This is a genomic window from Planctomycetia bacterium (genome assembly GCA_016795155.1).
Lineage (GTDB): Bacteria > Planctomycetota > Planctomycetia > Gemmatales > HRBIN36 > JAEUIE01.
Genome location: JAEUIE010000003.1, coordinates 189,935 through 213,923, shown reverse-complemented (window position 1 = coordinate 213,923; position 23,989 = coordinate 189,935). Strand labels below are relative to the sequence as shown.

The window sequence follows — 23,989 nt, the reverse complement described above, 5'->3', positions numbered from 1 at the left end:
CCATGAGTCTGGACTTAATTCCTGCCACCGACAGACTGAATCATATCCCGGATGGGTTGAGTTAAAAATGGAACAGGCGCGACATGAACTTCCACTTTATCGATGGAACCAGTGACATTGACTTTCATCAGCCCTTTGGCAATTGTTTTGTTCAGTGTATCGAGCGCTGCAGGCATCAAAGGCAAGGTTCTTCCACCCATGACCATGGTCAGAACAAGGTTCAGTTCCCTGCCATCGAGCTTGACGCTGCCTGAACCTTCAATGCTGTAAGCATCGCCGAGCAGTTGCAGTTTCTGGGCAGTAACCCGATCTCCCTGAACTGCAAAGTCCACCTTGGCTGTCTGGAAATTCGTTGCCTTGGGTAACATCTGACTGAACTGATTGAAGATGTCAATCAGTAAAGGCAACTGATACAGTTGCGCCCCCTGCTCCACCAGTATGGAACCGTCGCCATACAGATTACGCAGGTTACTGCCCTCGCCGTTCAGCCTGAGCTTGGCTAAAGCTCGCCCCTTCAACTCTCGGTTCTGCGCGAAAAACTGTTCCAGCATGACATCAGCAGTGAGATCCAGATGATACCGATGTGCAGCTCCAAATTTCACTTCAATCAAACCACGCACACCGCCACCCGGCACTCTGGCCTGGGCATCGTGTAGTTGCAGCGCATGCTGCGTCAGCAGGATTTTGGAATGGACTGGGCCAATAGTCTGCTTTCCCGCAATATCCATAGATCGCAGGTAGAGTTGCCCAGTGCAATTGACTTTGCCAGCGTCATAGTTCCCCTGTTCGATCAGCAACACCCCTGTAACATCTTTCAGTTGTGTACCACACTGGAACTGCGTCTGGTTGAATTCCAGGCTTCCGTTCCAGGCCATTCGAACCGGCTTCTCATCACCTGGCTCATCCACATCCATATTCAATCGCACTTTGAATGGTTTATCGGGGTTAAGTGCTGCCACACTGTCGCGCAGCATGGGAGGCAGGGCCTTGAGCAAATCGTCATCTACGGCAACCTGATCGAGGTTCATGCCATGCAATTGAACCAGAAATCCCGCATGCGGACGCACCGTGACATGCCCGCCATCCAGTGAAATCGCAGTCTGGCCATGCGTTGCAGTCAGACATCCAATCTGAACCTGTTGATTGGCGAAACGAAAACTGCCCTGCAAATTATCCATCTGATATGGGAAGCATGTGGGTTGAATCGAAATACCTTTGGTAGACAAGTCTACATCAATAACAGGCTTACCTTTTTCCAGCTTCTCAAAGGTTACATGACAATCAGCACGACCAACTGGCTTCATATGCTTCCAGACAGTCTGGACTTCAACCGGCAATGCTTCATACAGATCATTGGAAAAGGGCAACTCTTTGGCGTGCAGATCGACATGCAGAACATCGCCAGCACTGGTACCGGCCATCCAGGCCTGGCCTGTGACAGCGCCACCACGGTGTTCACCCTTAAATTGCGTGATGCGCCATGACTTATCTGGGTTGATATCCAGCCTGCCGCTGGCTTTCTCAACCGGACAGGGGAATGGATCAAAACGGAACCGTACATCTTTCAACTGTGCTTTTACCCAACGCTGTATCAGTGGCTTATCCCCGTCGTGTTGCCCGGCATTGCGTTGCAGCCGAATATCACAGTCGATAAATCCAGCAGCATGAAACTGCTTGATCACACGCAGCGTTTCGGGGTAAGGCTCCAAGGCACGCAACAAGTTAGCATCGAGTGGCATTCCCTCCGCGATAATTTGCAGGTTGATGCCCGGCTTGAGTTTGTTATCAGGTCGCAGTCCTGATCCGTGCAGTTCACCCTGTAGCTTGAATGGCCTGCCGCTGAACTCGCCTCGTAGATCAACCTGAAGCAGAGGGGTTTCGCCCTGCTCGGTGTACTGGAGCATACCTGTCACATTGCTGGCAGGATAAGGGAAGTCATCAGCCGTAAAGGCGCCTTGAAAAGGCCTGAGCACATAGCCAATACCTAACTGTTGGTTTTGCCAGGTAACATCGAGAGAACCGTTGATCATGCCTGCTGTCTGCATCTCTTCGCAGAATTTGCGCAGCACCGGCGGCAAAGACGGATAGACACCTTTATGCAAGTGAATATTCTGATATTCCAGATGAAGGACAGCCTTATGTTCCTTCAGCAAGCGGATATCGGAAGCGAGATTGACGCGTCCCTGTCCACTCAATGAACCCTGCTCAGCCTGGGCAGTGATGGACCGAATCAGCAACAAGTCGGGTTGATATTCAATATCTGCCTTAATTTCTTTCAGAGGCACAGGCAGTCGAGGATGACGGATTTCACCATCCTGCAACCTGAGCGTCGATTCAATAACGGGAATATCCTGATGCGGATACCAGGTCAGCCTGGTATCCAGAGCAAGTTTGCCTCGAACACGGATCTGTTGCTCACGCCAGAATGGAAGCAGTTTGACAATGATCTCTTCCAGTTTGGGTTGATACTCGATTCCCGGAATGGTGAAAGACAATTCGGTACAGTCTTTGACAGGGTCGTGCGAAAAACGAAACTGAATCTGTCCCAACAACGAAGATTGCCCATGCCCTTCGCCTACCAGCATGCCCTGAGGCTGCGGATTCAGCTTGGCTTCCACGTTGTTCAATTCCAGGATGGGAAAGTCCAGGCGGCGATCATGGAAACGAATAGTGCCTTTGCTGAGAAATACAAAAGGAATAGTTCCAGATGCCTTTGGCTTGGCAGTCAGCAGGCTCAAGACGTTCCAGCGGCCTTGTTCATCTCGATCGAGATTCAGAATGGGCTGATCGAGGATAACCTTCTGCAGTTCAAATTTGCCTTGTGCCAGTTGTGCCTTATCGATCTTCAGCCTGGTCTGCCTGAGGATAGCAGCAGGCTGATGGCCGGGTTGATCGCGAGGCGTCACTTTCAAATCGTTCAGCTCGACGCCACCAAACAATCGCCATTCAGCATGTCCGAGTTGGATGTCAGCTTCTGGAAAATGTTGTTTCAACTCAGCAAGAACCAGTTGGGCGACTGCTTCGGGATTGGTGTATTGTCCATAAACGTAGTAAGCCCCGCCCAGCATCAGGGTCATCAACAACAGAATGCCACGAATGATCCACTTACGAAGAGACATGCTGATCCTGGCTTAGTTTTTCAATAATGATGACAAGACGAACATCAACACATAGACAAAAAGAGGGATTTATGCAACGGCGGTTCGTCTGGACAAGACAGATACCGTTTAAGCGGGCTGGTTGTTTCAGGGAGTTGGCAACAATGCGGCACACGATAAAGGTAATTGCGTCAGTTTGTTTTGGCATACTTCTCTTTGCTTGGAATCAGACGCTTTCCGGCAGTTTAGTTAGCTCAAACGAAGATGTTTTTCTTGAGATCGCAGTTACTGAGGATGGATCAGGTTTTGTCTGCACACCACGTAAGATACTTCAAGTTTTCAAGAAGCAGTCAGAAGACAGCAAAGTTCCTGGATATTCAGACGAAGAAAACGGCATTGATGCAGTTGGTGCAAAGTCTCTCAAAGTATTCAAGAACAATGTCTACTACATCCTTAACGGTGAGTTCTGGCAACTGAATAAAGGCAAGCTCATTGGCAACGACGTTATTGTCAAAACGATGGAAAGTGCATGTGCAATCCAAACGACGGCATTCGATGCGAATGGCCAGATGTATCTCCTGGTCACCGATGAGAACTCTCGCACGGCAATTTTGAAACGTAATCAAAATGGCACTCTCACAAAGTTGATGGCTGATGGTGTTCTGGATGAGATTAAAGAGCCTGTTTCCATGACCATCGCAGGAGAATCGTCACTTTTGATTCAATGCAAAGGCAAGAATCACTGTGAAATTCTTTGTCTACTGCAAAAGAAAATCATCGGCTCGATTCCGTTAGGGAACGTGACTTCATTGACTTACGATCACTTCGGGAGACTTTATGGCGTCGATCAATCGAAAAACTGCATTGTTGTACAAACTCATCCAGGCAATCGTGTTCAGAGCCTACCCCAAAAAAACATCGTTGCCGTTGCCTATGATCCAGCCAGAAATTGCTTGCAGGCCATTGATGCCAAAACGAACAAGGTCATCTCGATTCCAACAGGCGACCCTGCTCGACCCGTCGATGAGTCTCCTCTGCCCTTCACAGTTGCTCCGGCGTTTCCCAACATCGAATGGGCAGGCTGGGAACCGGTCAATGACAAAGGCGTACCCGTCCCTCTACGGCCTATTGTCCTGACCCATGCCAATGATCAATCAGGCAGAACTTTTGTCGCCACGCAACATGGCGTGATACACGTTTTCCCCAATAAGCCTGACGTAAAGAAGACCAAGATCTTCCTCGACATCCAGGACCGGGTGACTTACAAGGACACTCAAAACGAAGAAGGCTTCCTCGGCATGGCATTTCATCCCAAGTACAAGCAGAACGGCGAGTTCTTTGTCTACTACACCAAGAAGCCTGGGCTGTTATCTGTCGTTTCACGCTTCAAAGTAAGCAAGGATGACCCTGACAAGGCTGATCCCAAAAGCGAAGAGGTGCTCTTCACCCTGAAGCAACCCATGTGGAACCACAACGGCGGCACGGTCTGTTTTGGCCACGATGGTTTCCTTTACATCGGCATGGGCGATGGTGGTGGCGCTAACGACATGTTCAAGAACAGCCGGAAGATGAACACGTTCCACAGCAAGATTCTTCGCATCGACGTCGATTCGAAATCGGATGGCAAGCCGTACGGCATTCCTGCTGATAATCCCTTTGTTGGCAAGGACGGTGTGTTGCCTGAAATCTACTGTTACGGCATCCGCAATGTCTGGCGACTGGCTTTTGACCGCAAAACAGGACAAGGGTGGTTCGGAGAAGTGGGACAGAATCTCTACGAGGAAATCAATCTGCTCTACAAAGGTGCCGACTATGGCTGGAACCCACGTGAATCATTCCATCCCTTCGGCGCTGCATCACAGGCAGCCAACAACAAGATGATTGAACCAATTTGGGAATATCATCACGATGTGGGCAAATCCATCACGGGTGGAAATGTCTACCGAGGCAAAGCCTACCCTGAACTCGATGGCATGTACCTGTATGCCGATTACGTTTCAGCCCGCATCTGGGCTCTCAAGTACGATTTCGACCAGAAGCGTGTGGTAGCCAACCGTGAAATCAAGCACCGCAGCCTGCCCATCATGTCGTTTGGCGAAGATGAAGACGGTGAGACATATCTGTTGACATTTTCAGCCAATGGGCAGGGGATCGACAAAATCGTTCGGAAAAAGTAGTGCTCAGCACTAATTGTTATTGATGACATCAATCATCTGCCTCAACCGCCCTAACCGCTGGCGGTTGAAAATGAATTTCAATCGAGGCAAATCAGCCAGGTGGGTATCCTGATGCTCATCGGGCTGGGCCCCTGTCTGTTCAATGGTTCCTTCCTTGAGGACATCAGCGAAGCGATCATTGAGATACTGCACTTCGGTGACCGACAACTTCCGTTTGAGACGAATAACAAGGTGATCACCCACATAACGCATGCTGTGATAAGTGTGGTAGAACCTGGTAATGGTATTTACGGCTTCATCCACATCCTGAGTAATTTTGAAGAATGAGACATCCCAAGGGCAGATGTAGCCTCGAGGCAGCAGTACTTCGGTTACAAAGCGCAGCCACAGGTGCCAGTAGTCGCCATTAGGTTCTTCCACAAGCACCACGGGAATAAGTGCTGCCTTGCCAGTCTGCATCAGAGTCAGAATTTCAAACAGTTCATCATGCGTGCCGAAACCACCAGGAAAGACGGCCACGCCGTGTGATTCTTTCACCAGCATGAGCTTGCGCGTGAAGAAGTATTTCAGGTGCACCAGCTTCTCATCGCCATGAATAATGCGATTGGATGCCTGCTCGAAGGGTAGCAGGATGTTGACACCGATGCTCTTTTCTTTCCCCGCACCTACATGGCCAGCTTCCATGATGCCGTTGGCAGCACCGGTAACAACCATGTAGTCTTGCTCCGCCAGCTTTTGGCTGAGTTCGACTGCTTGTTCGTAACTGGGATGATCCGGATCGATGCGAGCAGAACCGAAGACGGTAACCTTGTGACGTTGCCGAAATGGAGCGAACATCTTGAGGGCATACCGCAGTTCCTTGACTGCAGTAACCACCATTTTGATATCAGCCCGGCTGGCACCATCGGCGAGGAACTTGTCCGCCGTCTGTTTCAGTTGATCGATGTAGTTTTCGTTGGTGATATAAGGCCGTGGTGTGGGGGCATCCATGTAAAGGTATCCAAGACAATTGATATGTTTATTTTATGGCAGACTGCAATGCAAGCGAGTGTCAATCCCATTGACCTGATTGTCCATTGTTCATGAATGAGTGATTCTACAACAGGACATCCCATGAACTCGCTGACCTGTACAAACTCTACGGAGCAATGGGAATGTTACCTTCTTTCAACAATCGGTTAAGAAGTTCTTGAGGCTGCCTTTCAACTTGCAGCTTGTAACGCATGGTGTTCCTGTAAACTTCAACCTGGTAACACTCAAAACAAATGACGTAATCTGTAGTCTTTCCTGATTTCTCGGCACGAATACCGTGCCGGGGAATAAAGCATGCCGGAATTGCTTTTCCTTCCACCTGCATGTTTTTTAGTAACGCCTGCACCAGTTGTTCACGTATTTGCGAATCCTTGATCTCAATCGTTCCTAAGACAGGAGTTCCATGAAACTTTTCAGCACCCTTGTTTGAGGGTTTGCTCCCTTCCGGATCCTTACCATCTATCGAATAAAGCGTGACTTTGTCAGCATCAGAAATCGGAGCAAGGTAGTCTGCTAATTCTTGTGGCTTCCAGTTATCTGAACAGGAAGAACAGGCCAGAACAATGGTGAGTGATATCCACCTCAATTGCAGCAATCTCCATCTCCCATCAGGGAGGATTTTATGCCACCATCGCATCGAGTGCTTCTTCACGATCCTGGTAGATAGCCCAGAGGGTATCGAGTGCCGTCAGCTTGAGCAGTTCCTTGGCACGTTCAGAAGCGCCGCACAGCACCATTTCGTTGCCCTGCTGTTTGACCAGCTTGTGGCAACGCAAGAGTAGCGACAGGAAGACCGAGCCGAAGTAAGCCACCTGGCTGAGATCGACAATCACGCCACTGGCTGGTTCTTTCTTGAGTGGTTGCAGCACGATGTCAGCAGCCTGTTCAATCAGATCCCACTGCATGGATTCAACATCAGCAGTCGGAACGATGACCGCGATATCGCCATGCCGTTCAATCTGAATGAAAGCAGGACCTGCATTGCCTTTAGAACCCATCGGTGCTGTCATACCCTTGTCTCCGTTACTTGAGTGACCCTATCCTAAAGCGTTTTCCCTGCAACGCAAGTGCCAATTGTTATTCGTTACGAAAGTTCACCGGTTCAATGCTCTGAACTGATTTCCACTATCTATCGTAATGTGTATAACGAAGAATAACCATTTGCTGGAAGGAATTTTACTCCATGCACAAGACCTTTGCCCAGTATTTGTGGCTGCTGGCGCTGCTAATGGCAGGCTGCAACACGCAGCCTGGCACTGCAACCAGCGGCTCGCCCTGGAAATCGACAGGCAAGATCAAAGTGCTTACCTCCATTGTGCCGGTAGCATGCCTGACCAGCCAGATTGCCGGCGATGCAGCCGAAGTACTCTGCCTGATGACTGCACATGGCCCACATGACTTTGAGCCAACACGCGATGATGTCAAAGTGCTGGCCCAGGCTGATTTGTTCATCGTTGTCGGGTTCGATCTGGAGTCGTTTCTCGATGGTATGGTTCGCAACGCTGATAATCGCAAGCTGAAAGTACTGCGTGCAGGCCAGGCTGTACCATTGGAAATGCGGCTCGAAGCTGAAGGAAAACCCCATTATCATGGCGACAAACTGGTTTCGCATAAAGGTGTAGACCCTCACGTCTGGCTCGGTATGGATGAAACCGGGCATATGGTCGATGTGATTGCCAACACCCTGATTGATCGTGATGCAAAAAATGCCGATGGCTACAAACAGCGGGCTGCAGCGGTCAAGAAAAAGCTGGCAGATTTGAAGGCTTCAGGCCGCGAACGACTTAAGAATGCCAAGGGTGGATTAATCACGTTTCACGATTCGTTCCGCTATTTCAGCCGATCGTTCGGCATCACCATTGCAGGGACCATTCGCGATGTGAAAGGCGATCAGCCTTTAAGCCCGGCAGCTCTGCGTGAACAGGCCGCTGAGTTCAGCAAAGCCGGCGTAAAAGTCATTGGCGTAGAGCCACAGTTTCCACGCGGAGTGGCGGAAAACCTGGCCCGCGAAATCAACGCTGCAACGACGAAGATCATTGAGCTTGATCCGCTCGAAACCGGCCCTTCGCTGCCGGGCTCACCGTACCAGGTTGATCCCAATTACTTTTTTGACAAGATTGAACAGAACCTCCGCAACCTGCACAAAGCATACGAATGAACCAGGCTGAACCAAACCACATTCCGAAATCGAACGCTAACTCAGCCGTTTCTCCGCTGCTGGTGGTGGATGGTTTGACAGTACAACTGGGTAGCAAGACTATCCTCAAAAACCTCTGTGCCAACATTCCGCGCGGCCGCATCTCGGCACTCATTGGCCTCAATGGTTCAGGCAAGACAACTTTCCTGAAAGCGCTGCTGAAGGAAGTACCCTACACCGGCAAAGTGCAATGGCGCTGCGGGCATGATCATTCACAGCCTTACCCGCACCTCATTGGCTATGTGCCCCAGAGGCTGCAGTTTGATGTCAATCAGCCTTTAACAGTGGTTGAACTGATCGCACTGGGACTACAGTCCAAGCCGATGTTCCTGGGCATCAGTAAGGCAACGCGTGAGCGTATTCTGAAGCTGCTCACGCGAGTACATGCAGAAAACCTGCTGGACGTTCCTGTAGGCGGTTTATCTGGTGGTCAATTACAGCGTGTCCTGTTGGCGATGGCCCTGGAACCGGCACCTGAACTCTTGTTGCTTGATGAACCGGCCCAGGGTATTGATTTCAGAAGTCAGAATGACTTTTACGACCTGATTGCTCAGGTGAACCGTGAGACGAACATCACCATGATCCTGGTATCGCATGAACTGAGCGTGGTGAGCAAATATGCTCATCGGGTCTTCTGCATGCAGGATGGAGCTATTTTGTGCGAAGGTTCTGGCGAAGAGATAATCACCGGTGAAATGATCAAGCAGATATTCGGTGCCGATGCGGGAGTGTATGCACATCGGCATTAACAAGTAAAAAGCAACATTAGAACGAAAAAAGCGAGGCAGGTAACGCCTCGCTTTTGGTTGTAGATTAAGCCGATCACTTAGGCCAGTTTGGCAACCTTGCGGTTACGACGAACTTTGTAACCAGCCAGGCAGATGCCACCCAGACCCATCAGCAAAACGCCAGCGGGAACGGGAACGGGGTTCGGGCCACCATCTGGGTTTCCACCAAAACTCGGTTCACTCAAATCTGTTCCGTATTGAAAGCGGATATTGCTGAACAAGGCTGCCAGGTTAGTGTTGTCATTTAAGTTGGCAATCCCAGACAATGTGAACACAACTGAGTTTTGCACAAAGTCATTTGAGAATAAAGCGGCATTTGCATTCAAAGCTCTACCACCTGCACTTAACAACCCATACTGCATTCCGTCTACGGCTCCATTAGGCGGACCATCCAATTCTGGTCCATTGAAACTGCCATCTGCAAATATCCCTAATCCAGAAGAACTGATGCCTTGTTTTTGGGAAACACCAGACAAAGTGCCACTGTTCGCTCGAGCGTAATCCCACTCTCCACCTACATTGCCAGCCACTGGAGCGTTACCATTAGTATTTACTCTGAAACTTCCATTCGCAATTATTGCAGAAATTTGCGTGAGGGCTGTGTTTCCACTTACATCAAAGAATACACCTGTAAGAATATCTGCAGGTACACTGCAACCAATCAATGATGTATTGGTCAAAGTAACACTCAAGTTGCCACCTCCTGCGTGAGCGAAGGTGACACTTGCAGCAAGGTTTCCGGAGGAACCACTGAAGGTAACCGGGCCAGCCTGTACTGCACTTGCAATCGGCAAGATCAGTAGTAGGGCAAGCAAACTTCTTAAGGGGCGGCGGCTATCCATACTGCACCTACCGTTTCTCTGGGGGCGAATTTCGATTGCGGAACTTCAAGCCATCATATTAGGTCACGTTTTCACACCTGTCAAGAAAAAATAAGTATAATTCTTGAAAATGTTTCTATATCAGCAGTTTTGAGAAATCGCTGTCCAATTATGCCCGTTTTTCGTACAGCGAAATTTTTCATCATTCAGGTTCACCGAATATTCTTTGCAACCGTTACATTACTTACAGTTTACTTCTCAAACGTTTTGCTATCCAGACTTTGCTTAATCTAGCGGTTGGGCTGCTGTGCGTAGCTAAAAGAAAAGAATAGGAGTGTAATAATCCAAGACCAGATCAATTTCATGACACCCTCTATCAAGACATACTCCGATTGTTGATTTCGGAATCCTAACAGATAAGTTCCTGGTGTCTATCAAATAGCCGTTGCATCATGCCAACGGTGGAGTGTTTTCTCAGGCCAGAAGTACTTCCATTCCTTCTCTTTCAAAATCTTGATAGGGATGGAATCACCATTTTCATTTGGCTCAACTTGCACAACAAATCCTTTGAAATAGAGTTCTACCCAGACTTCTATTTTCTCCGCAGGTATCTGCCATTCACCCCATATGGCAGGCTTGTCCTTTAACGTAAAGGCGAAACCGTCGAGATGGCCTGGACTCCATCTATCAACTTCATAACCGAGATTGGTTGGATTTGCATTGCGATGACCATAACGTACCACTGGATTTGTACCATCATCTTTGCCATCTTCTTTCCAATACATTAAACTCAATCCTTTACCTCGTACAGCCCGCATGGGAATACCCGATACTTTCGTCTGGCCGGCGTAAGGCGGAATTAAGAATTTATCATTGGCATTTGGGTTATCGTCCGCCGTCCAAGGTCGATTACCCTGGCGAACCCAAACGCCGCCAGAAATAAACTGTCGATATTCAATATTCATTAACTCCTGAAAATCCATCCTGGGATCTAATTGAATTCTGACTTCAAAAGTACATGCAGCTTGCCACATGAATTTGCTATCTTTCATAAATCTTTCAAATCGAAATTCCTGGTTCGTTCTGTGGGTAAATGCCAAAACTGAAGCTGAACTGATCATGGGCAAACTCCATCTGGGAGGGTGATCAGTTATAAGCCTGATCAACCATTGAATGGCCAATGGAGATGCGTTCTTTCAAAAAAAGTAAGCCAAGTACTACTACTACCGTCCGTCGCGGAGGCGGTCGCCAAGGAAGTTTTCCAGTTCCGGTATATCGTAAATCTTTTTGACTGTCGTATCGATATCGTATTCTACTCGGCGGTACTTGATGGTTTTGCCATCGAAGAGAACGTAACACGCACGCCAGTCGCCATCGCGGGGCTGGCCAACGGAACCCACGTTGACCATGGTCTTGCGGCCATCGTAGGTGTATTCATTGGAGATATCTTCAGGGCTGTAAAATTGCAGGCTTTCTGAAAAGACGCCTGGCACATGGGTATGCCCCTGGAAACAGATTCCATTGACGTAGGCAAAAATGCGTTCCATCTTGCGTGGGTTGTAGATGTCTTCGGGGAACACATATTCATTGAGCGGATTGCGTGCTGAGCCGTGTACAAAGAGGACGTTATCTTCACGGTGCGTTCGAGGTCTCTCAGCAAGGAATTCCCAGCGACGTTCCCTTTTTTCCTTGTTATCGGTAGCCAACTCAAGTTGGGAACGCGTCCAGAAAATGGCCCGTTCAGCACCGGGATTGAATCCTTCGGGATCAAACATGGCACCCTGATCGTGGTTGCCAAGTATGACTACTGGCAAGTCAATCACGGCATCAATGCATTCGCGGGGATTGGGGCCATAACCGATGATATCGCCCAGGCAGTAGGTCTTATCCACATTTTGCGTTGCAATATCTTTGAGAACTGCTTGCAAGGCTTCCAGGTTACTATGAATGTCGCTGATGAGGGCAATCACGGATAGTTCAAAACCGGAGAGAAGATTATTGAATGAGCGTAACGAAAAGGCCAATCATGAAGGACTTAAGCCTATCAACACTTTACGATTTAACCTTGTGTCTAGCAAGTAAACATGTGGCACGATTCTGCCTGTCGTATGGGTTGTGTTAGCTGGTAAGTCTGAATGTTCCGAGGAAACCGTGCTTCCCCTGATCGGCGAAAGGCCTTAGACTCTCCTAACGTTTGTAGTCTTTCGTTTGTAGTCATCTCGCTCCGCGAGATGACCGGGTGAACGGAATCAAACGCGATACTCTCACGCGACTTCCCCCTCACCCCCGTCCCCTCTCCCTCCTAGTGGAGAGGAGACAAGAAAAGAAAGCGGGTTCATCGTTTATGCCTTCCGGATATCTCTGCTTTGTGCTGCATGCCCATCTGCCTTTTGTCAGGCATCCGGAGCATAACGACTTTCTGGAAGAAGACTGGTTCTACGAAGGCATAACCGAAACCTACGTGCCACTTCTGGAAATGATGGAAGGGTGGGAACGTGACGGCATCGACTGGCGGCTGACCATGTCAGTCACGCCAACGCTGGCAGCCATGTTTGATGATCCCCTGCTGCAAAGTCGCTACGTTCGCAACATCGACAACCTGCTGAGCTTGTCTGAGAAAGAGGTACGGCGGGCGCGGTTTGAGCCGGCGTTTCACAAGCTGGCGAAAATGTACTTCGAGCGATTTCAAATCTGCAAATCGGTCTTCGTTGAGAAGTATGACCGCAACCTGCTCAATGGGTTTCGGAAGTTTTATCAAACAGGCAAGCTGGAACTGATCACCTGTTGCGCAACGCATGGCTTCCTGCCTTTGATGATCGACCAGGCTCCCAAAGCTGCTCGGGTGCAGATTGAACAGGGGGCACGCGAGTTCCAGCGGCACTTCGGCGACAGGCCTCGCGGCATCTGGCTGGCTGAGTGTGGCTACGCTGAGGGAGTCGATCAACTGCTGGCTGACAGTGGCATCAAGTATTTCTTTGTCGATACGCATGGTGTGCTGTTTGCCACGCCGCGACCTCGTTATGGCATCTTTGCACCGGTGTTATGTCCAGGAACAGGCGTGGCAGCTGTGGCACGCGATACTGAATCATCCAAACAGGTTTGGAGCAGCATTGAAGGATACCCGGGCGACCCGGCCTATCGTGAGTTCTACCGCGATGTCGGGTTCGATGCTGAGGAAGAATACATCAAGCCTCACCTGCACGAGATTGGCATCCGCACGCACCTGGGCATGAAGTACTATGCCATCACCGGCGAAGAGAAGAAGAACCCGTACAACCGGCAGGTGGCACTCGACCGGGCTGCCCAACATGCCGGGCATTTTCTGGATCACCGCATCAAACAGACCGGCGTACTGCATGATTTGATGGATGATCGTCCGCCATTGATTCTTGCTCCGTATGATGCAGAACTTTTTGGCCACTGGTGGTACGAAGGGCCCGAGTTCCTCGACTTCCTGTTCCGCAAGACACATCATGACCAGCATGTGGTGAAGATGATTACGATTCCGGAGTACATGGAAAAGCATCCGGTGATTCAGGTGTGCCAGCCTCTGCGATCCAGTTGGGGAGCTGGCGGCTTTGCGGAAGTCTGGCTCAACCCGACCAACGACTGGATTTATCCCCATTTGCATGAAGCAGCCCGACGAATGAGTGAGCTGGCTACAAGATATGAGAAGCCGACCGATCTGCAGGATCGGGCACTGACGGTAGCAGCACGGGAACTGCTGCTCGCCCAAGCGAGCGACTGGGCTTTCATCATGAAGACTGGCACCGTGGTTGAGTACGCCCACAAACGCACCAAGGAGCATGTCGACAACTTCAACAAGATTTATGCACAGCTAGGGGATGATACCATCAGCGAGGAAACGCTCAGTGAACTCGAGTGGAAGAGCACGCTGTTTCCCACACTTGATTGGCGGCTGTATCGCTAGATAGCCCACGTCTGAACTGGAATTCTGGCCCACATTGCATGTGCTATGTAATTGCGTTCGCCTGCTGCATAACGTAAACTAATCACATCCTCATTATTGTCTGAACGAAACCTCAAATACATGCTGGGATATCCTTTGCAGGAAGTGATTTGATGTCAGTAATTCCTCCATCTTCGGATGACTCAGCTTCCATGATGCCAAACGGCTCGCCTTTGCCTGCCAAGTCTGAAATTACCAGGCATGGCATTGGTGAAGTGAACGAGACGATACTTGATCTGCAGTTAGTAACTACCAACCGGTTGGGACGTTTTGAAATTCGTCGGCTCCTGGGGGGCGGCGGCCAGGGACAGGTGTTCCAGGCATACGATCCTTCGCTCAAGCGAGATGTCGCCGTCAAGGTTCCACGCCTGCATACCCTGTTCGACCCCAGTCAGCGCCGACGCTTTGATCGTGAAGCCAGGCTGGCAGCAAGTCTGAAGCATCCACACATTGTCAGCGTCTTTGATACCGGAGAAGTGGAAGGCCGAGTATTCCTCGTCACGGAATACATTCATGGCCCGTCATTGTCGGAATGGATGACCTCACTCCAAGGCAAGCCTTTACCATGCAGAACTGCAGCTGAAATAGTTCTTTGCCTGGTGCAAGCCGTGCAGTACATGCATGAGCATGGGATTATTCATCGTGATCTCAAGCCCAGCAACGTGTTGCTGGAGGGTGGAGAGCGTGGCAAGTGTGAAAACTGGGGTGTGCCTCGTATCACCGATTTTGGCTTATCGCAGGAAGTGGATCAGAACATTACTACCACCGGTTCGATTCTTGGGACGGTGGCATACATGGCGCCTGAACAGGCATCAGGAAAACCAATCAGCCTGGGTGTAGATATCTATGCTCTGGGTGTGATTCTGTATGAACTGCTGCTTGGTCAGAAACCATTCTGGGGTATTTCTGATGTCGATCTGATGCGCGAGATTGTCGAAAGCGGAGTCCCCTCGCTGCGGGCACAACGCAAGGAAGTGCCCCGTGACCTCGAAGGAATCTGCCAGAAGTGTCTAGCAAAATCACCTCAAGATCGTTATCGACATGCATCGGAGTTAGCCGATGATCTCAAGCGGTTTCTGCAGGGCAAGCCTACCGTTGCCACTCCCATCAGCAATTGGGAACGAACCTACCGCTGGTGCAAAAGGCATCCACGTACCACAGCCGCCATGGCATTCGTCAGTGTGTTGGCGGTTGCTATCATCAGCATGGTGGTTCATTACGAAATACAAGTTCGTACAGCCAAGTCCATGCTCGAACAGCGTGCTGAAGAGCAGGCTGACATGCTCTATGCTGTTTCGATGCGCGAAATTACCGAATTGATTCAACATGGGAAAAGTGATGTAGCCATCGGAAAGCTGGAACATCTGGCTCCCCAGAAAGCTGGTGACCCGGACAGGCGTGAACTTAGCTGGCGTTTGCTGCATCGGCAATTGTGGAATCAACCACTGATGCTCCTGCCCCGCAAAGCCTACACCATTCATGATTTTAATGTCGACAAGGATCGTGACCTGATACTGACTGCTGCAGATAATCAGATTTGCTGCTGGGATATCAAACATCAGACTCTGAAGGATATCCTCGTCCGTCATGATGCACAGATCACCTGCTTCGCCTACAGTGCATCACGCAATACCATCGTGGATTTCGATTACAAAACACTACGGTTCTGCGACATTTCCGACATACAGCGGCCAGTAATTCGCACGATTCAGGATGATAAAATACCTGATGGCATCATCGATATCCGTGCCACGGAAGATCTTCGCACGGTGATTGCTGTCTCAAGAAACTCCATGTATGTGATGTTGCCAGAAGCTGGAATCAGCTACACGGTCCCCTGGCCTTCTGCACCGGAACCCATGCTGGGATCAGCAGGTTTGAAACTCAGTCCCGATGGACGATTTGTCCTGCTGTTTCAAGAAGGCATCCATCTCTGGGACCTGCATCGTCCTCATGAGTTCAGCAAGATCATGGAGAACAGACATCTCAACCATGAAATGTTATCCTTTCACTTGCATAGCTGCTGGTGCGGCTATCGACAGGGCAACATGATCAAGATCGACCTGGAGAATCGGAAAATTGTGAAAGAGTATCGTAGCCCGGCAATGAGTAAATCGAACGTGGTCATGCACTATCGCAAACCCTGGCTGGCTACTAACACATGGGTGATTGGCTGCAAGGATGGAGAGGTGGTGGAACTGGATCTCGAATCTGCAAAGGAAACCAAACTGGCGAAGCATCGCTCCATGGTGCACTTAATCCTGGAACGTAATCAGAATGAAATTCTTTCCTTTGATTTGCAGCAAGCTCACCACATTGATCGGCTAGAAAAAAAAATAATCAAGTCTTATGCACTTCCCACTGTGTTCAAAAAGATGGATTATGCGTTTTTGTCACACGGTGCAATTCTTGCGAATCCATTCCGTGCGGTTCTTGGCGGTCAAGATGGTCGACTCGCAGTGTGGAACATGGAGGTAGCAACTTCAACTCCTGTTATGAAGCATGATGAGATGAGCGCCTGGGCGGTAAAATTTGCACCTGATCAGAAAACATTGGCATCCGCAGGCGATGATGGGTGTGTCTACTTCTGGGATGTCGCCACGCGCAAAAGCATTGGCAAGATCAGGGCGGGATCAGAGTTGATTGCGGGTCTTGCATACTCACATGATGGGCAAAACCTGCTGACTGGCAGTTACGATGGCACACTCAACCTGTGGGATGCGACAAGCCACAAGCCGCATTGGACACAAACTCTGTCGCATGAGATTATCCGTTGCGTGGCATATTCACCCGATGGTGAACTGGTGGCAGCAGGATTCAAACTCAAAAAGGTGCCTGATGGTAAAGCCTGCCTGGCCGTGTGGAATGCCCGGACTGGTCAACTGGTGAAGAAGTGGGACGCACACGACAATACGATACGATCTCTGACGTTCTCCGAGGATAGCCGCACACTTTATTCAGCCAGTGAAGACTATCGCATCAAAACCTGGGATTTGCAGACACTTACCAACCTGCGAATGTTCCGAGAAACTCAGGAAGTATGGCATCTGCATTTGAAAGGGAATACTCTCTATTCAGCGGGCGGAGGATACCTGGTAACCCGTTGGAATCTTGCTACAGCCAAACCCGATCGCAGGATGCAGGACCCAGACACCACACTGCAGGCATTCACATTGTCGCCGGACATGCAGACCATTGTAACCGGTGGAGAGACCGGGCCTATACGATTCTGGCTCGCATCCAACGGGCAGGAGTTGACTCGCCTTGATTTGAAAGAAAAAATCATGGGGTTGGATGTTTCCCCCAACGGCCGCTACCTGGCAGTGGCATGCGATAGTGGCAGGGTGGAACTGCTGAAAGTAACCATTCAATCAAAATAACACTGCAGAATTTCAGCAGGTACCCGTTAACTCCCTCTAGCTTCTCGCTCATTCGTGCTGTAGTATCTTGTGCAATTGCACTTCTGGCATCAATTCTGAGGCTTAATCCATGAACCTTTGGCTGGGGTTTTCCACGTTCTTTCTTCTGCTGGGAACTGTTACGATGGCTGCGTTTCAATCTGCCCCGAATGATCCAGATGCACAAGCCAAGGCATTCATCAAGGAACATGAAGCCCGTATCAAGCCACTCGAAAAGATCAGTGCCATCGCCTGGTGGAATGCCAACATCACCGGCAAGGACGACGACTTCAAGAAAAAGGAAGAAGCCCAGAACAAACTCGATGCCATGCTCGGCGAGAGCGAACCTTTTGCCAAACTGAAGCAACTGAAAACCAAGCCACCCAAGGATAAACTGCTAGCCCGGCAGATCGATGTTCTCTACCTGCAATACATGGAAAAGCAGGTGGACAAGGAACTCCTTCGCCAGATGACTGCCAAGGCCAACGCAGTGGAGCAGGCATTCAATGTATTCCGAGCCAAGGTGCGAGGTAAGGAACTGACCGATTCGCAGGTACGCGAAGTGCTCAAGCGGGATCGTGATTCAGGCTACCGCAAGGAAGTCTGGGAAGCGAGCAAAGTAGTTGGCGCCAACGTCGAAGTGGATTTGAAAGCACTGGCCAAGATGCGCAACCAGGCTGCTAAACAATTGGGATTTGCTGATTACCACAAGATGATGCTGCATTTGAACGAACAGGATCAGGCAAAGGTGCTGGCACTGTTTGATGAGCTCGATGAACTCACTCGCGAGCCGTTCAATGCAGCCAAGGCCGAGATAGATGCAGCACTGGCGAAGCATTACAACCTCAAGCCGGAAGAACTGATGCCCTGGCATTACCAGGATCCCTTCTTCCAGGAACCGCCTGCTATCTATGATGTTTCGCTCGATGATACCTATGCCAAGGTGGATATCCTCAAGGCATGTCGTCAGTTTTATGCAGGCATCGGTTTGCCTATTGATGATGTGCTGGCCCGCAGCGATCTGTACGAGAAGTCTGGCAAGAGTCCGCATGCGTTCTGCACCGATATCGACCGTGAAGGCGATGTCCGCGTGCTCGGCAACATTGTTCCGAATGAATATTGGATGGCGACCATGCTGCACGAACTGGGCCATGCCGTTTACAGCAGCAAGAACATTCCGCAAAGTGTGCCTTACGTGCTGCGAGGCGAAGCTCACATCCTGTGCACCGAAGGCGTGGCGATGCAATTTGAGAAGTTCAGCAAGAGCGCTGCCTGGCTGGCGAGCATGGGAGTCAAGGTTGAAAAACCTGAAGCCTTCGATGTAACAGCGAAGAAGATGATGAGAAACCAGTTGCTCATCTTCAGCCGATGGTGCCAGGTGATGCTGCGGTTTGAAGCAGCACTGTATGCCAACCCCGATCAGGATTTGAACAAACTCTGGTGGGATCTGGTGGAAAAATACCAGGGGCTCAAACACCCCACAGCCCGCAGCGCCCCCGATTACGCTGCTAAGATTCACGTCTGCTCAGCCCCGGCGTATTACCACAATTACATGATGGGGCAACTGTTCGCCTCGCAGGTACACCACGCCCTGTGCCGCGATGTGCTCAAGACCACCCCGCTGGTAGCCCAATACACCGGCAACCTGGATGTTGGCAAATGGATGAAAGAAAAAGTCTTCCACCCCGGCCGCACCATGCCCTGGAATGAACTCACGAAGTTTGCTACGGGGGAGGAACTGAACGCGAAGGCGTTCGCGGGGGATTTTGGGAGGTAAGTATAATACGCGGAGGAACTGCTATCCTGTTTCTATATGCAAAGTTTATGCCGTCTGAGGAACAGTGCAATCATCCTGGCCGTGGAATGCCTAGTTGCTTGCATATTACTTTCACGAGTGGTTCTGGTATCTCGCGATGACGAGGTAGCGGAGCACGTTTCTTGCTTTGAGTGTGTTCCAGAATGGTGTGGCTATGGCCTTCTCGTTGTATGATACAACCGTTGCTGTTCACATGCCGCAGAAAGTCTCGCCGTTTCACGCCAAAACCTCAGCATGAATATTCACCTTATGGCTTGCCTGAAGAACGAGATAAATAGGTTCCTCCACCTCGGCATCAGGTTGCGTAAGGCCGGGCTGCGGTTTAGGCAGCGATTCACCCAGTTCAAGATTTGTTTCAGCCATATCCAGAAGTGCAGCTGCAAGATTCTGCCTGGCTTCATCAAGGGTTCGCCCACACGAAACGGTGCCAGGGAAATCCAACACTTCACCCAGGCACAGTTCCTCTTCCCAGCGATAAGCAGCTTTGTAAATAATCATAAATGAATTGTATCACATGCTAGAGTAACGAGATGCTCAATGCGCAATAAGCTACCACGTCTTCTCCATGCTATTAACAATCGCAATCGCTAACTCATCAATCACCTTCTGTTTGGCAAGGGCGAAGGATTGACCAAGTTCCTGAGAATACATGGTGTTTCTGGCGAAAAGTCTTGGTTTGAGAGTTGCAGGTGGAGGCTGAACACCGGGTGGGGGCGCCAGCACATCCGTTTGTGGTGATGGTGGCGGGGCGCTTGACATGGCAGGCAGCAGCGTCGTGGGAATGAAGTAATCCTGACCAGTTCGGCTATCCACAAAACTCGCTTCGACGACTAAGGTGAAGTCGCGTGTACGGCCTTCGTTGAGTTCATTCTGAAGAATCACGTGGGATGTACCTAACTTGATGACAGCGGTCAGTTGTGCATCGGCATTCTCATTAACGACTTTGTAAGGTGTGGTGTCTTCAATGCGTTTGATCACAGCCTGGGTCAGTTCGTATTCGATGTCACGGAAGAATGTGGTGTTGCGGAAGATGGGTACACGAACAGTTTTAATATCCGGCCGTGCTTGCGAGCCGATCTGGTAGCCAAAGACGGTGTAATCGCGCATGGCATCTGCAGTGCAGCCGGCCAGGAGAACCAATGTCAGAAATAGCGTCATCTTCTTCATACTGGTTCCACCTTGTTCTCCACTCGCCCCAGTCATCACGATGTTCCGTGATGCCTACAAACCTTATTGGTTGGCTGCCCGTTCTGCTTCCACCTGTTCACGAATTTCGTTGAGCCGTTCGAGAGATTTCTGTTCCCACTGGGTGCCAGGGTATCGCAGCCGCACTAGTTCGTAATAGAAATGAGCAGCGCCTGGATGTTTGGTTTTCTTGTAGAACTCAGCAACCTTGAAATCTTTCTCGGCCTGCTGTTCGTTAATGCTGGTGAGCGTGCGGTCGAGGAAGGCTTTCTTGTCGTTGAGTTCAGGAAAACTGCGGACGGCTTTGTCGACCATTTGCCGGGCTTCAGTCAGCTTGCGGCCATCATATTCCGGGCCACCCACCTGGCGAATCTTGGACTGGATAGCCAGTTCCATCGCAGCAGGAGCCAATGGCGAACGAGGATACTGATCAACCAGCAGACTGTAATCGAGATCGGCATCTTCATAGCGTTCGCGGTAGAAATTCACACCACCAGCACGGAAGAGAGCCTGCGGTGCCAGCGGGCCACTGGGATCCTGCGTGAAGACCGCTTCACACGCTTTCACTGCATGGTTCTCTTCATCAAAGGTTGGCTTTTCTCGTTCCCAGTTGAAGAGTTTAGGTGTGACAAACCATCGTTTGCCTTCCGCTACTTCTTCGCGCTGCAGCATTTCCTGGCGAGTATCTTCGAGCCAGTGTTCAGCAATGTAACTTTGCCGCTCGATGGATTCTCGTCGATAGCGCGTGGTGGGATATGTCTTTACGAGCTTAGCATAAGTATCACGTGCCTTGGGATAGTAGCCCTGGGCGAAGAGACACTCTGCTTCATTAAAGATGCACTCTTCGTGAATTTCGGTGTTCTTCTGCTTTTCAGCTTTCTTGCCCAGCCAGCTGAACCATTTCTCGGCATCTTCCCACTGGTTCTGCTGCATGAGAAGCTTTGCCGAAGCACAATCGCCAGCCAGCGTACCTGGCGTCAGTGCATCCTTGGCATCCCAGTGACCGGCACGAAGCACCGTTTCCTGTGGTGGTGGAGGCAGTTGGGCGCTCGGTTTTGTCCACCCATCCCACATCTCACTGGGAGTGGAAATCGAGGAACAACCAGGCAATATGACCAGGCCGACGATGAGCCAGAGAATGCGTTGTATTGGCATCATACCCCCGACCTCCGTGAACTCAGCTTCATGCTGAGGCAATCATCAGTGAAGATACTGCATCGTGCGAGGCCGGCGTCCCAGGAGGTGGCTGATGGTGTGATTCATCAGGCTCCGCAGTTCGCTTTGCAGGGCAGGCGATAAGCTGCCTTGCGGGCCGCGCTGTTCAATGTCCATCAGTCGTTGCCAGGCGTCCGGACTGATGACTCTGGCATAGCGGGCTCTGCTTTCGCACAGCGGACACACAATGCCACCCAGTTGTGGGTCGAACATCAATCCTTCATCTGGCAGCGGCCTGTGGCACGAAGCACACTGGTGTAATAACGGGGCGAACCCCAATTCGCGAAGCATCTGCGTTTCAAAGTGAAGGACGACTTCCGCCACGCTGACACTCGTTCCCAGTTGCCTGAGGCAATCCAGGGAAAGATCGAACAGTGCGGGGTGTGGGTCATCCTCCTGGGTGAAATCGTTCAGAAGTTCCGCGAGATAATACCCGGCGTACAGTGCCTCCAGTTTCCTGGAGAGGACGCTGAACCGCTCCGTCACGCGAGCCTCGATGATGAGATCGAGGTTACGGGACGGCTTGCGGAGGAGGACGATACTGCACACGGTGAGAAGGTCAAGTGCAGATTCAAAGTTGCTCTTGAGCCGACGCCCCCCTTTGGCCAGTCCACTTATTTTGCCCAGTTCACGGGTATAACAGGTAACAATGCGGCTGGTTTCACTGAAATCAGTGAAGCGAATGATCAGTGCGGATGCTTTTTGCGGAGACAATGCATGGAGCCAGAAGTCAGGAATCAGGAGTCAGGATATGGAATAACGACGTGGGCATGTTGATGCTTGCCACAGCCGAACATAATTGGTTCGGTGATTGACCACGTTAAAAATATGAGCCGGGTGCCACGGTTTGCGTGTACTCACGCTAATCGTGCCAATTCACAGCAAAGGTACTTTTGCCAGATGTTTCAGTCATAGGAGCTGCATTGTTGTGAAATAATCTTGGTTTACATCAAGGCATCCCTTATTCTTGCTCCAGTGGATCATACCTTCCGTGAAAGATCGACGCTCGCTGAAGGGGAGGGTTCTCTCATGCGACTTTTCCACTGGCTATTTCGAAAGCCTGAGCCTGCAGTCACCACGCAGGACTATCACATTTTTGTTTCCTATAGCCGCAACGACAGCGAGATTGTCACGCCCCTGGTGCAGATGCTGCGACTGAGTGGCACAGGCATCTTCCGCGATACAGATCACATTCGCCCCGGAACGCGCTGGCGAACTGTGTTGATCGAAGCAGTGGAAAACTGTCAACTGCTGCTGTTGTTCTGGTGCCATCACGCTGCCACCTCTGCAGAAGTAAAGCGGGAATACACGCAGGCGTTGCAGCAGGGAAAACTCCTCTCGCCAGTGCTGCTCGATGACACACCGCTGACAGCAGAAATGGCCGAGTTTCAAGCAATCGATATGCGTGGGTTGTTTCATCACGTCGCCCCACCGTTACCTCCGAGTGAATCAACCTCAGGTGGGATGTCCGTTGGTAAGTGTTATTGCCCATCTGACGATCCACCAGACAAGGCTACATCGCGAGAGAGTATTCAAAAGAGGCTCGGACGCGTTCGTGCTCCTCGAGTGGAAATAGATTATGAATGTTTGTCCGTGCCCATGAAAGCTAGTAGTGATGAAAACCCGCTGCCGAGAATAGCTATGGAGCGATTGATGAGTGGGCTGGAACATCAGCTTGCGAAAATTGAAGCAAGGCATTCTGCTAGTTGATGCCGCTTCAGTTACTGCCCAAAAACTTTGCTCAACGGAATACTGAAGCCAGGCAACAGGTCGGGAATGGTGATGCTATCGCCGTTGTGAAGCGTTTGAGGCAATTCTGCATCGCGAAAGAGTGTTGCTGCAGATTTTTCAGGATCAAGAATCATGACGACTTTAACGCCTGCTTGCAGATACTCACTGCTTTTGGCGAGGAGTTCCTGCCAAGAGTTGCTGGGAGATCGAATTTCGATGGCCAGTTCCGGAACCGCTTCGAGCAAACCATCGGCAACTTTGCCTGCTGGCAAACTCTGATAACTATACCACGCAACATCCGGGCCTCGTACCGAATCAGGGTTTCTTCGCGTGATAACCCAGGAATCGTTGGTTGCTATTCGCCCTAATCGATGCTCTTCCACAAAATTGCCTAAGTGTCGGGCCATATTCGCGCAAACCACTCCGTGTAATATCCAAGGCATGACTGTCTCCACCACCTTGCCTTTATCCAGTTCTGCATGGTGATCGCTGTACTGTTGAGCAAACTCCTCAGCAGTGATGAGCCTGACAGGAGCCGAGACTGTGGTACTCATGAAGTAC

20 protein-coding genes are annotated in these 23,989 nt (G+C 50.5%); 7 read left to right on the top strand and 13 right to left on the bottom strand.

Going from position 1 to position 23,989, the window contains the following annotated elements; translation table 11 throughout:
* Positions 1-14: 14 nt before the first annotated feature.
* Positions 15-3,119, bottom strand: a complete 3,105-nt coding sequence (locus JNJ77_01795) for a hypothetical protein (protein MBL8821291.1) — start codon at positions 3,117-3,119, stop codon at positions 15-17.
* A gap of 668 nt (positions 3,120-3,787) precedes the next feature.
* Between JNJ77_01795 and JNJ77_01790 the strand changes: the two genes are divergently transcribed.
* Positions 3,788-5,275, top strand: coding sequence for a PQQ-dependent sugar dehydrogenase (locus tag JNJ77_01790; protein MBL8821290.1), 1,488 nt, complete (start codon positions 3,788-3,790; stop codon positions 5,273-5,275).
* Between the two features lie 9 nt (positions 5,276-5,284).
* Here JNJ77_01790 and JNJ77_01785 read toward each other — a convergent pair whose 3' ends face one another.
* From JNJ77_01785 to JNJ77_01775, 3 genes are all read right to left on the bottom strand, one after another.
* A complete protein-coding gene (locus JNJ77_01785; protein ID MBL8821289.1) occupies positions 5,285-6,265 on the bottom strand; it encodes an LOG family protein in 981 nt (326 codons plus the stop codon).
* Positions 6,266-6,413: 148 nt separating this feature from the next.
* A complete protein-coding gene (locus JNJ77_01780) occupies positions 6,414-6,944 on the bottom strand; it encodes a hypothetical protein (GenBank protein MBL8821288.1) in 531 nt (176 codons plus the stop codon).
* Complete coding sequence (locus JNJ77_01775; protein ID MBL8821287.1) at positions 6,928-7,305, bottom strand: STAS domain-containing protein; 378 nt, start codon at positions 7,303-7,305, stop codon at positions 6,928-6,930. Before JNJ77_01775 ends, JNJ77_01780 begins: the two co-directional genes overlap by 17 nt.
* Positions 7,306-7,490: 185 nt before the next feature.
* Here JNJ77_01775 and JNJ77_01770 point away from each other — a divergent pair, with 185 nt between their 5' ends.
* Together JNJ77_01770 and JNJ77_01765 are read left to right on the top strand one after the other, a co-directional pair.
* Positions 7,491-8,465 carry a zinc ABC transporter substrate-binding protein gene (locus JNJ77_01770; GenBank protein ID MBL8821286.1) on the top strand — a complete coding sequence of 325 codons (975 nt, stop codon included), beginning with the start codon at positions 7,491-7,493 and terminating at the stop codon, positions 8,463-8,465.
* The gene (locus JNJ77_01765; protein MBL8821285.1) at positions 8,462-9,253 is read left to right on the top strand and encodes a metal ABC transporter ATP-binding protein; all 792 of its coding nucleotides are present in this window, start codon (positions 8,462-8,464) and stop codon (positions 9,251-9,253) included. Before JNJ77_01770 ends, JNJ77_01765 begins: the two co-directional genes overlap by 4 nt.
* A gap of 77 nt (positions 9,254-9,330) precedes the next feature.
* On the opposite strand, the gene JNJ77_01760 is transcribed toward JNJ77_01765, so the two are convergent.
* The 3 genes from JNJ77_01760 to JNJ77_01750 form a co-directional block, all read right to left on the bottom strand.
* Positions 9,331-9,984: a hypothetical protein gene (locus JNJ77_01760; protein ID MBL8821284.1), complete on the bottom strand. Its 654-nt coding sequence runs from the start codon at positions 9,982-9,984 to the stop codon at positions 9,331-9,333.
* A gap of 563 nt (positions 9,985-10,547) precedes the next feature.
* Positions 10,548-11,234: a hypothetical protein gene (locus tag JNJ77_01755; protein MBL8821283.1), complete on the bottom strand. Its 687-nt coding sequence runs from the start codon at positions 11,232-11,234 to the stop codon at positions 10,548-10,550.
* Between the two features lie 102 nt (positions 11,235-11,336).
* Positions 11,337-12,083 (bottom strand): metallophosphoesterase family protein, encoded by a 747-nt coding sequence (locus tag JNJ77_01750; GenBank protein ID MBL8821282.1) that lies wholly within the window; start codon positions 12,081-12,083, stop codon positions 11,337-11,339.
* A 374-nt stretch (positions 12,084-12,457) separates the two neighbouring features.
* Between JNJ77_01750 and JNJ77_01745 the strand changes: the two genes are divergently transcribed.
* The 3 genes from JNJ77_01745 (at position 12,458) to JNJ77_01735 (ending at position 19,258) form a co-directional block, all read left to right on the top strand.
* Positions 12,458-14,044 carry a DUF1957 domain-containing protein gene (locus tag JNJ77_01745; protein ID MBL8821281.1) on the top strand — a complete coding sequence of 529 codons (1,587 nt, stop codon included), beginning with the start codon at positions 12,458-12,460 and terminating at the stop codon, positions 14,042-14,044.
* 152 nt (positions 14,045-14,196) lie between these two features.
* Positions 14,197-17,463 (top strand): protein kinase, encoded by a 3,267-nt coding sequence (locus tag JNJ77_01740; protein ID MBL8821280.1) that lies wholly within the window; start codon positions 14,197-14,199, stop codon positions 17,461-17,463.
* A 109-nt stretch (positions 17,464-17,572) separates the two neighbouring features.
* Positions 17,573-19,258: a M2 family metallopeptidase gene (locus JNJ77_01735; GenBank protein ID MBL8821279.1), complete on the top strand. Its 1,686-nt coding sequence runs from the start codon at positions 17,573-17,575 to the stop codon at positions 19,256-19,258.
* A 70-nt stretch (positions 19,259-19,328) separates the two neighbouring features.
* On the opposite strand, the gene JNJ77_01730 is transcribed toward JNJ77_01735, so the two are convergent.
* The 5 genes from JNJ77_01730 to recO form a co-directional block, all read right to left on the bottom strand.
* On the bottom strand, positions 19,329-19,517 hold the full coding sequence (locus JNJ77_01730; GenBank protein MBL8821278.1) for a type II toxin-antitoxin system HicA family toxin: 189 nt from the start codon (positions 19,515-19,517) through the stop codon (positions 19,329-19,331).
* Positions 19,514-19,795 carry a hypothetical protein gene (locus JNJ77_01725; GenBank protein MBL8821277.1) on the bottom strand — a complete coding sequence of 94 codons (282 nt, stop codon included), beginning with the start codon at positions 19,793-19,795 and terminating at the stop codon, positions 19,514-19,516. The genes JNJ77_01730 and JNJ77_01725 overlap by 4 nt, the downstream gene beginning before the upstream one ends.
* A gap of 51 nt (positions 19,796-19,846) precedes the next feature.
* Positions 19,847-20,464, bottom strand: a complete 618-nt coding sequence (locus tag JNJ77_01720) for an LptE family protein (protein ID MBL8821276.1) — start codon at positions 20,462-20,464, stop codon at positions 19,847-19,849.
* A gap of 63 nt (positions 20,465-20,527) precedes the next feature.
* Positions 20,528-21,640, bottom strand: a complete 1,113-nt coding sequence (bamD, locus tag JNJ77_01715; protein MBL8821275.1) for an outer membrane protein assembly factor BamD — start codon at positions 21,638-21,640, stop codon at positions 20,528-20,530.
* A 42-nt stretch (positions 21,641-21,682) separates the two neighbouring features.
* Positions 21,683-22,411 (bottom strand): DNA repair protein RecO, encoded by a 729-nt coding sequence (gene recO, locus JNJ77_01710; GenBank protein MBL8821274.1) that lies wholly within the window; start codon positions 22,409-22,411, stop codon positions 21,683-21,685.
* Positions 22,412-22,726: 315 nt separating this feature from the next.
* On the opposite strand from recO, the gene JNJ77_01705 reads away from it, so the two are divergent.
* A complete protein-coding gene (locus JNJ77_01705; protein ID MBL8821273.1) occupies positions 22,727-23,407 on the top strand; it encodes a toll/interleukin-1 receptor domain-containing protein in 681 nt (226 codons plus the stop codon).
* An 11-nt stretch (positions 23,408-23,418) separates the two neighbouring features.
* On the opposite strand, the gene JNJ77_01700 is transcribed toward JNJ77_01705, so the two are convergent.
* Positions 23,419-23,982, bottom strand: a complete 564-nt coding sequence (locus JNJ77_01700) for a Uma2 family endonuclease (GenBank protein MBL8821272.1) — start codon at positions 23,980-23,982, stop codon at positions 23,419-23,421.
* Positions 23,983-23,989: the final 7 nt, after the last annotated feature.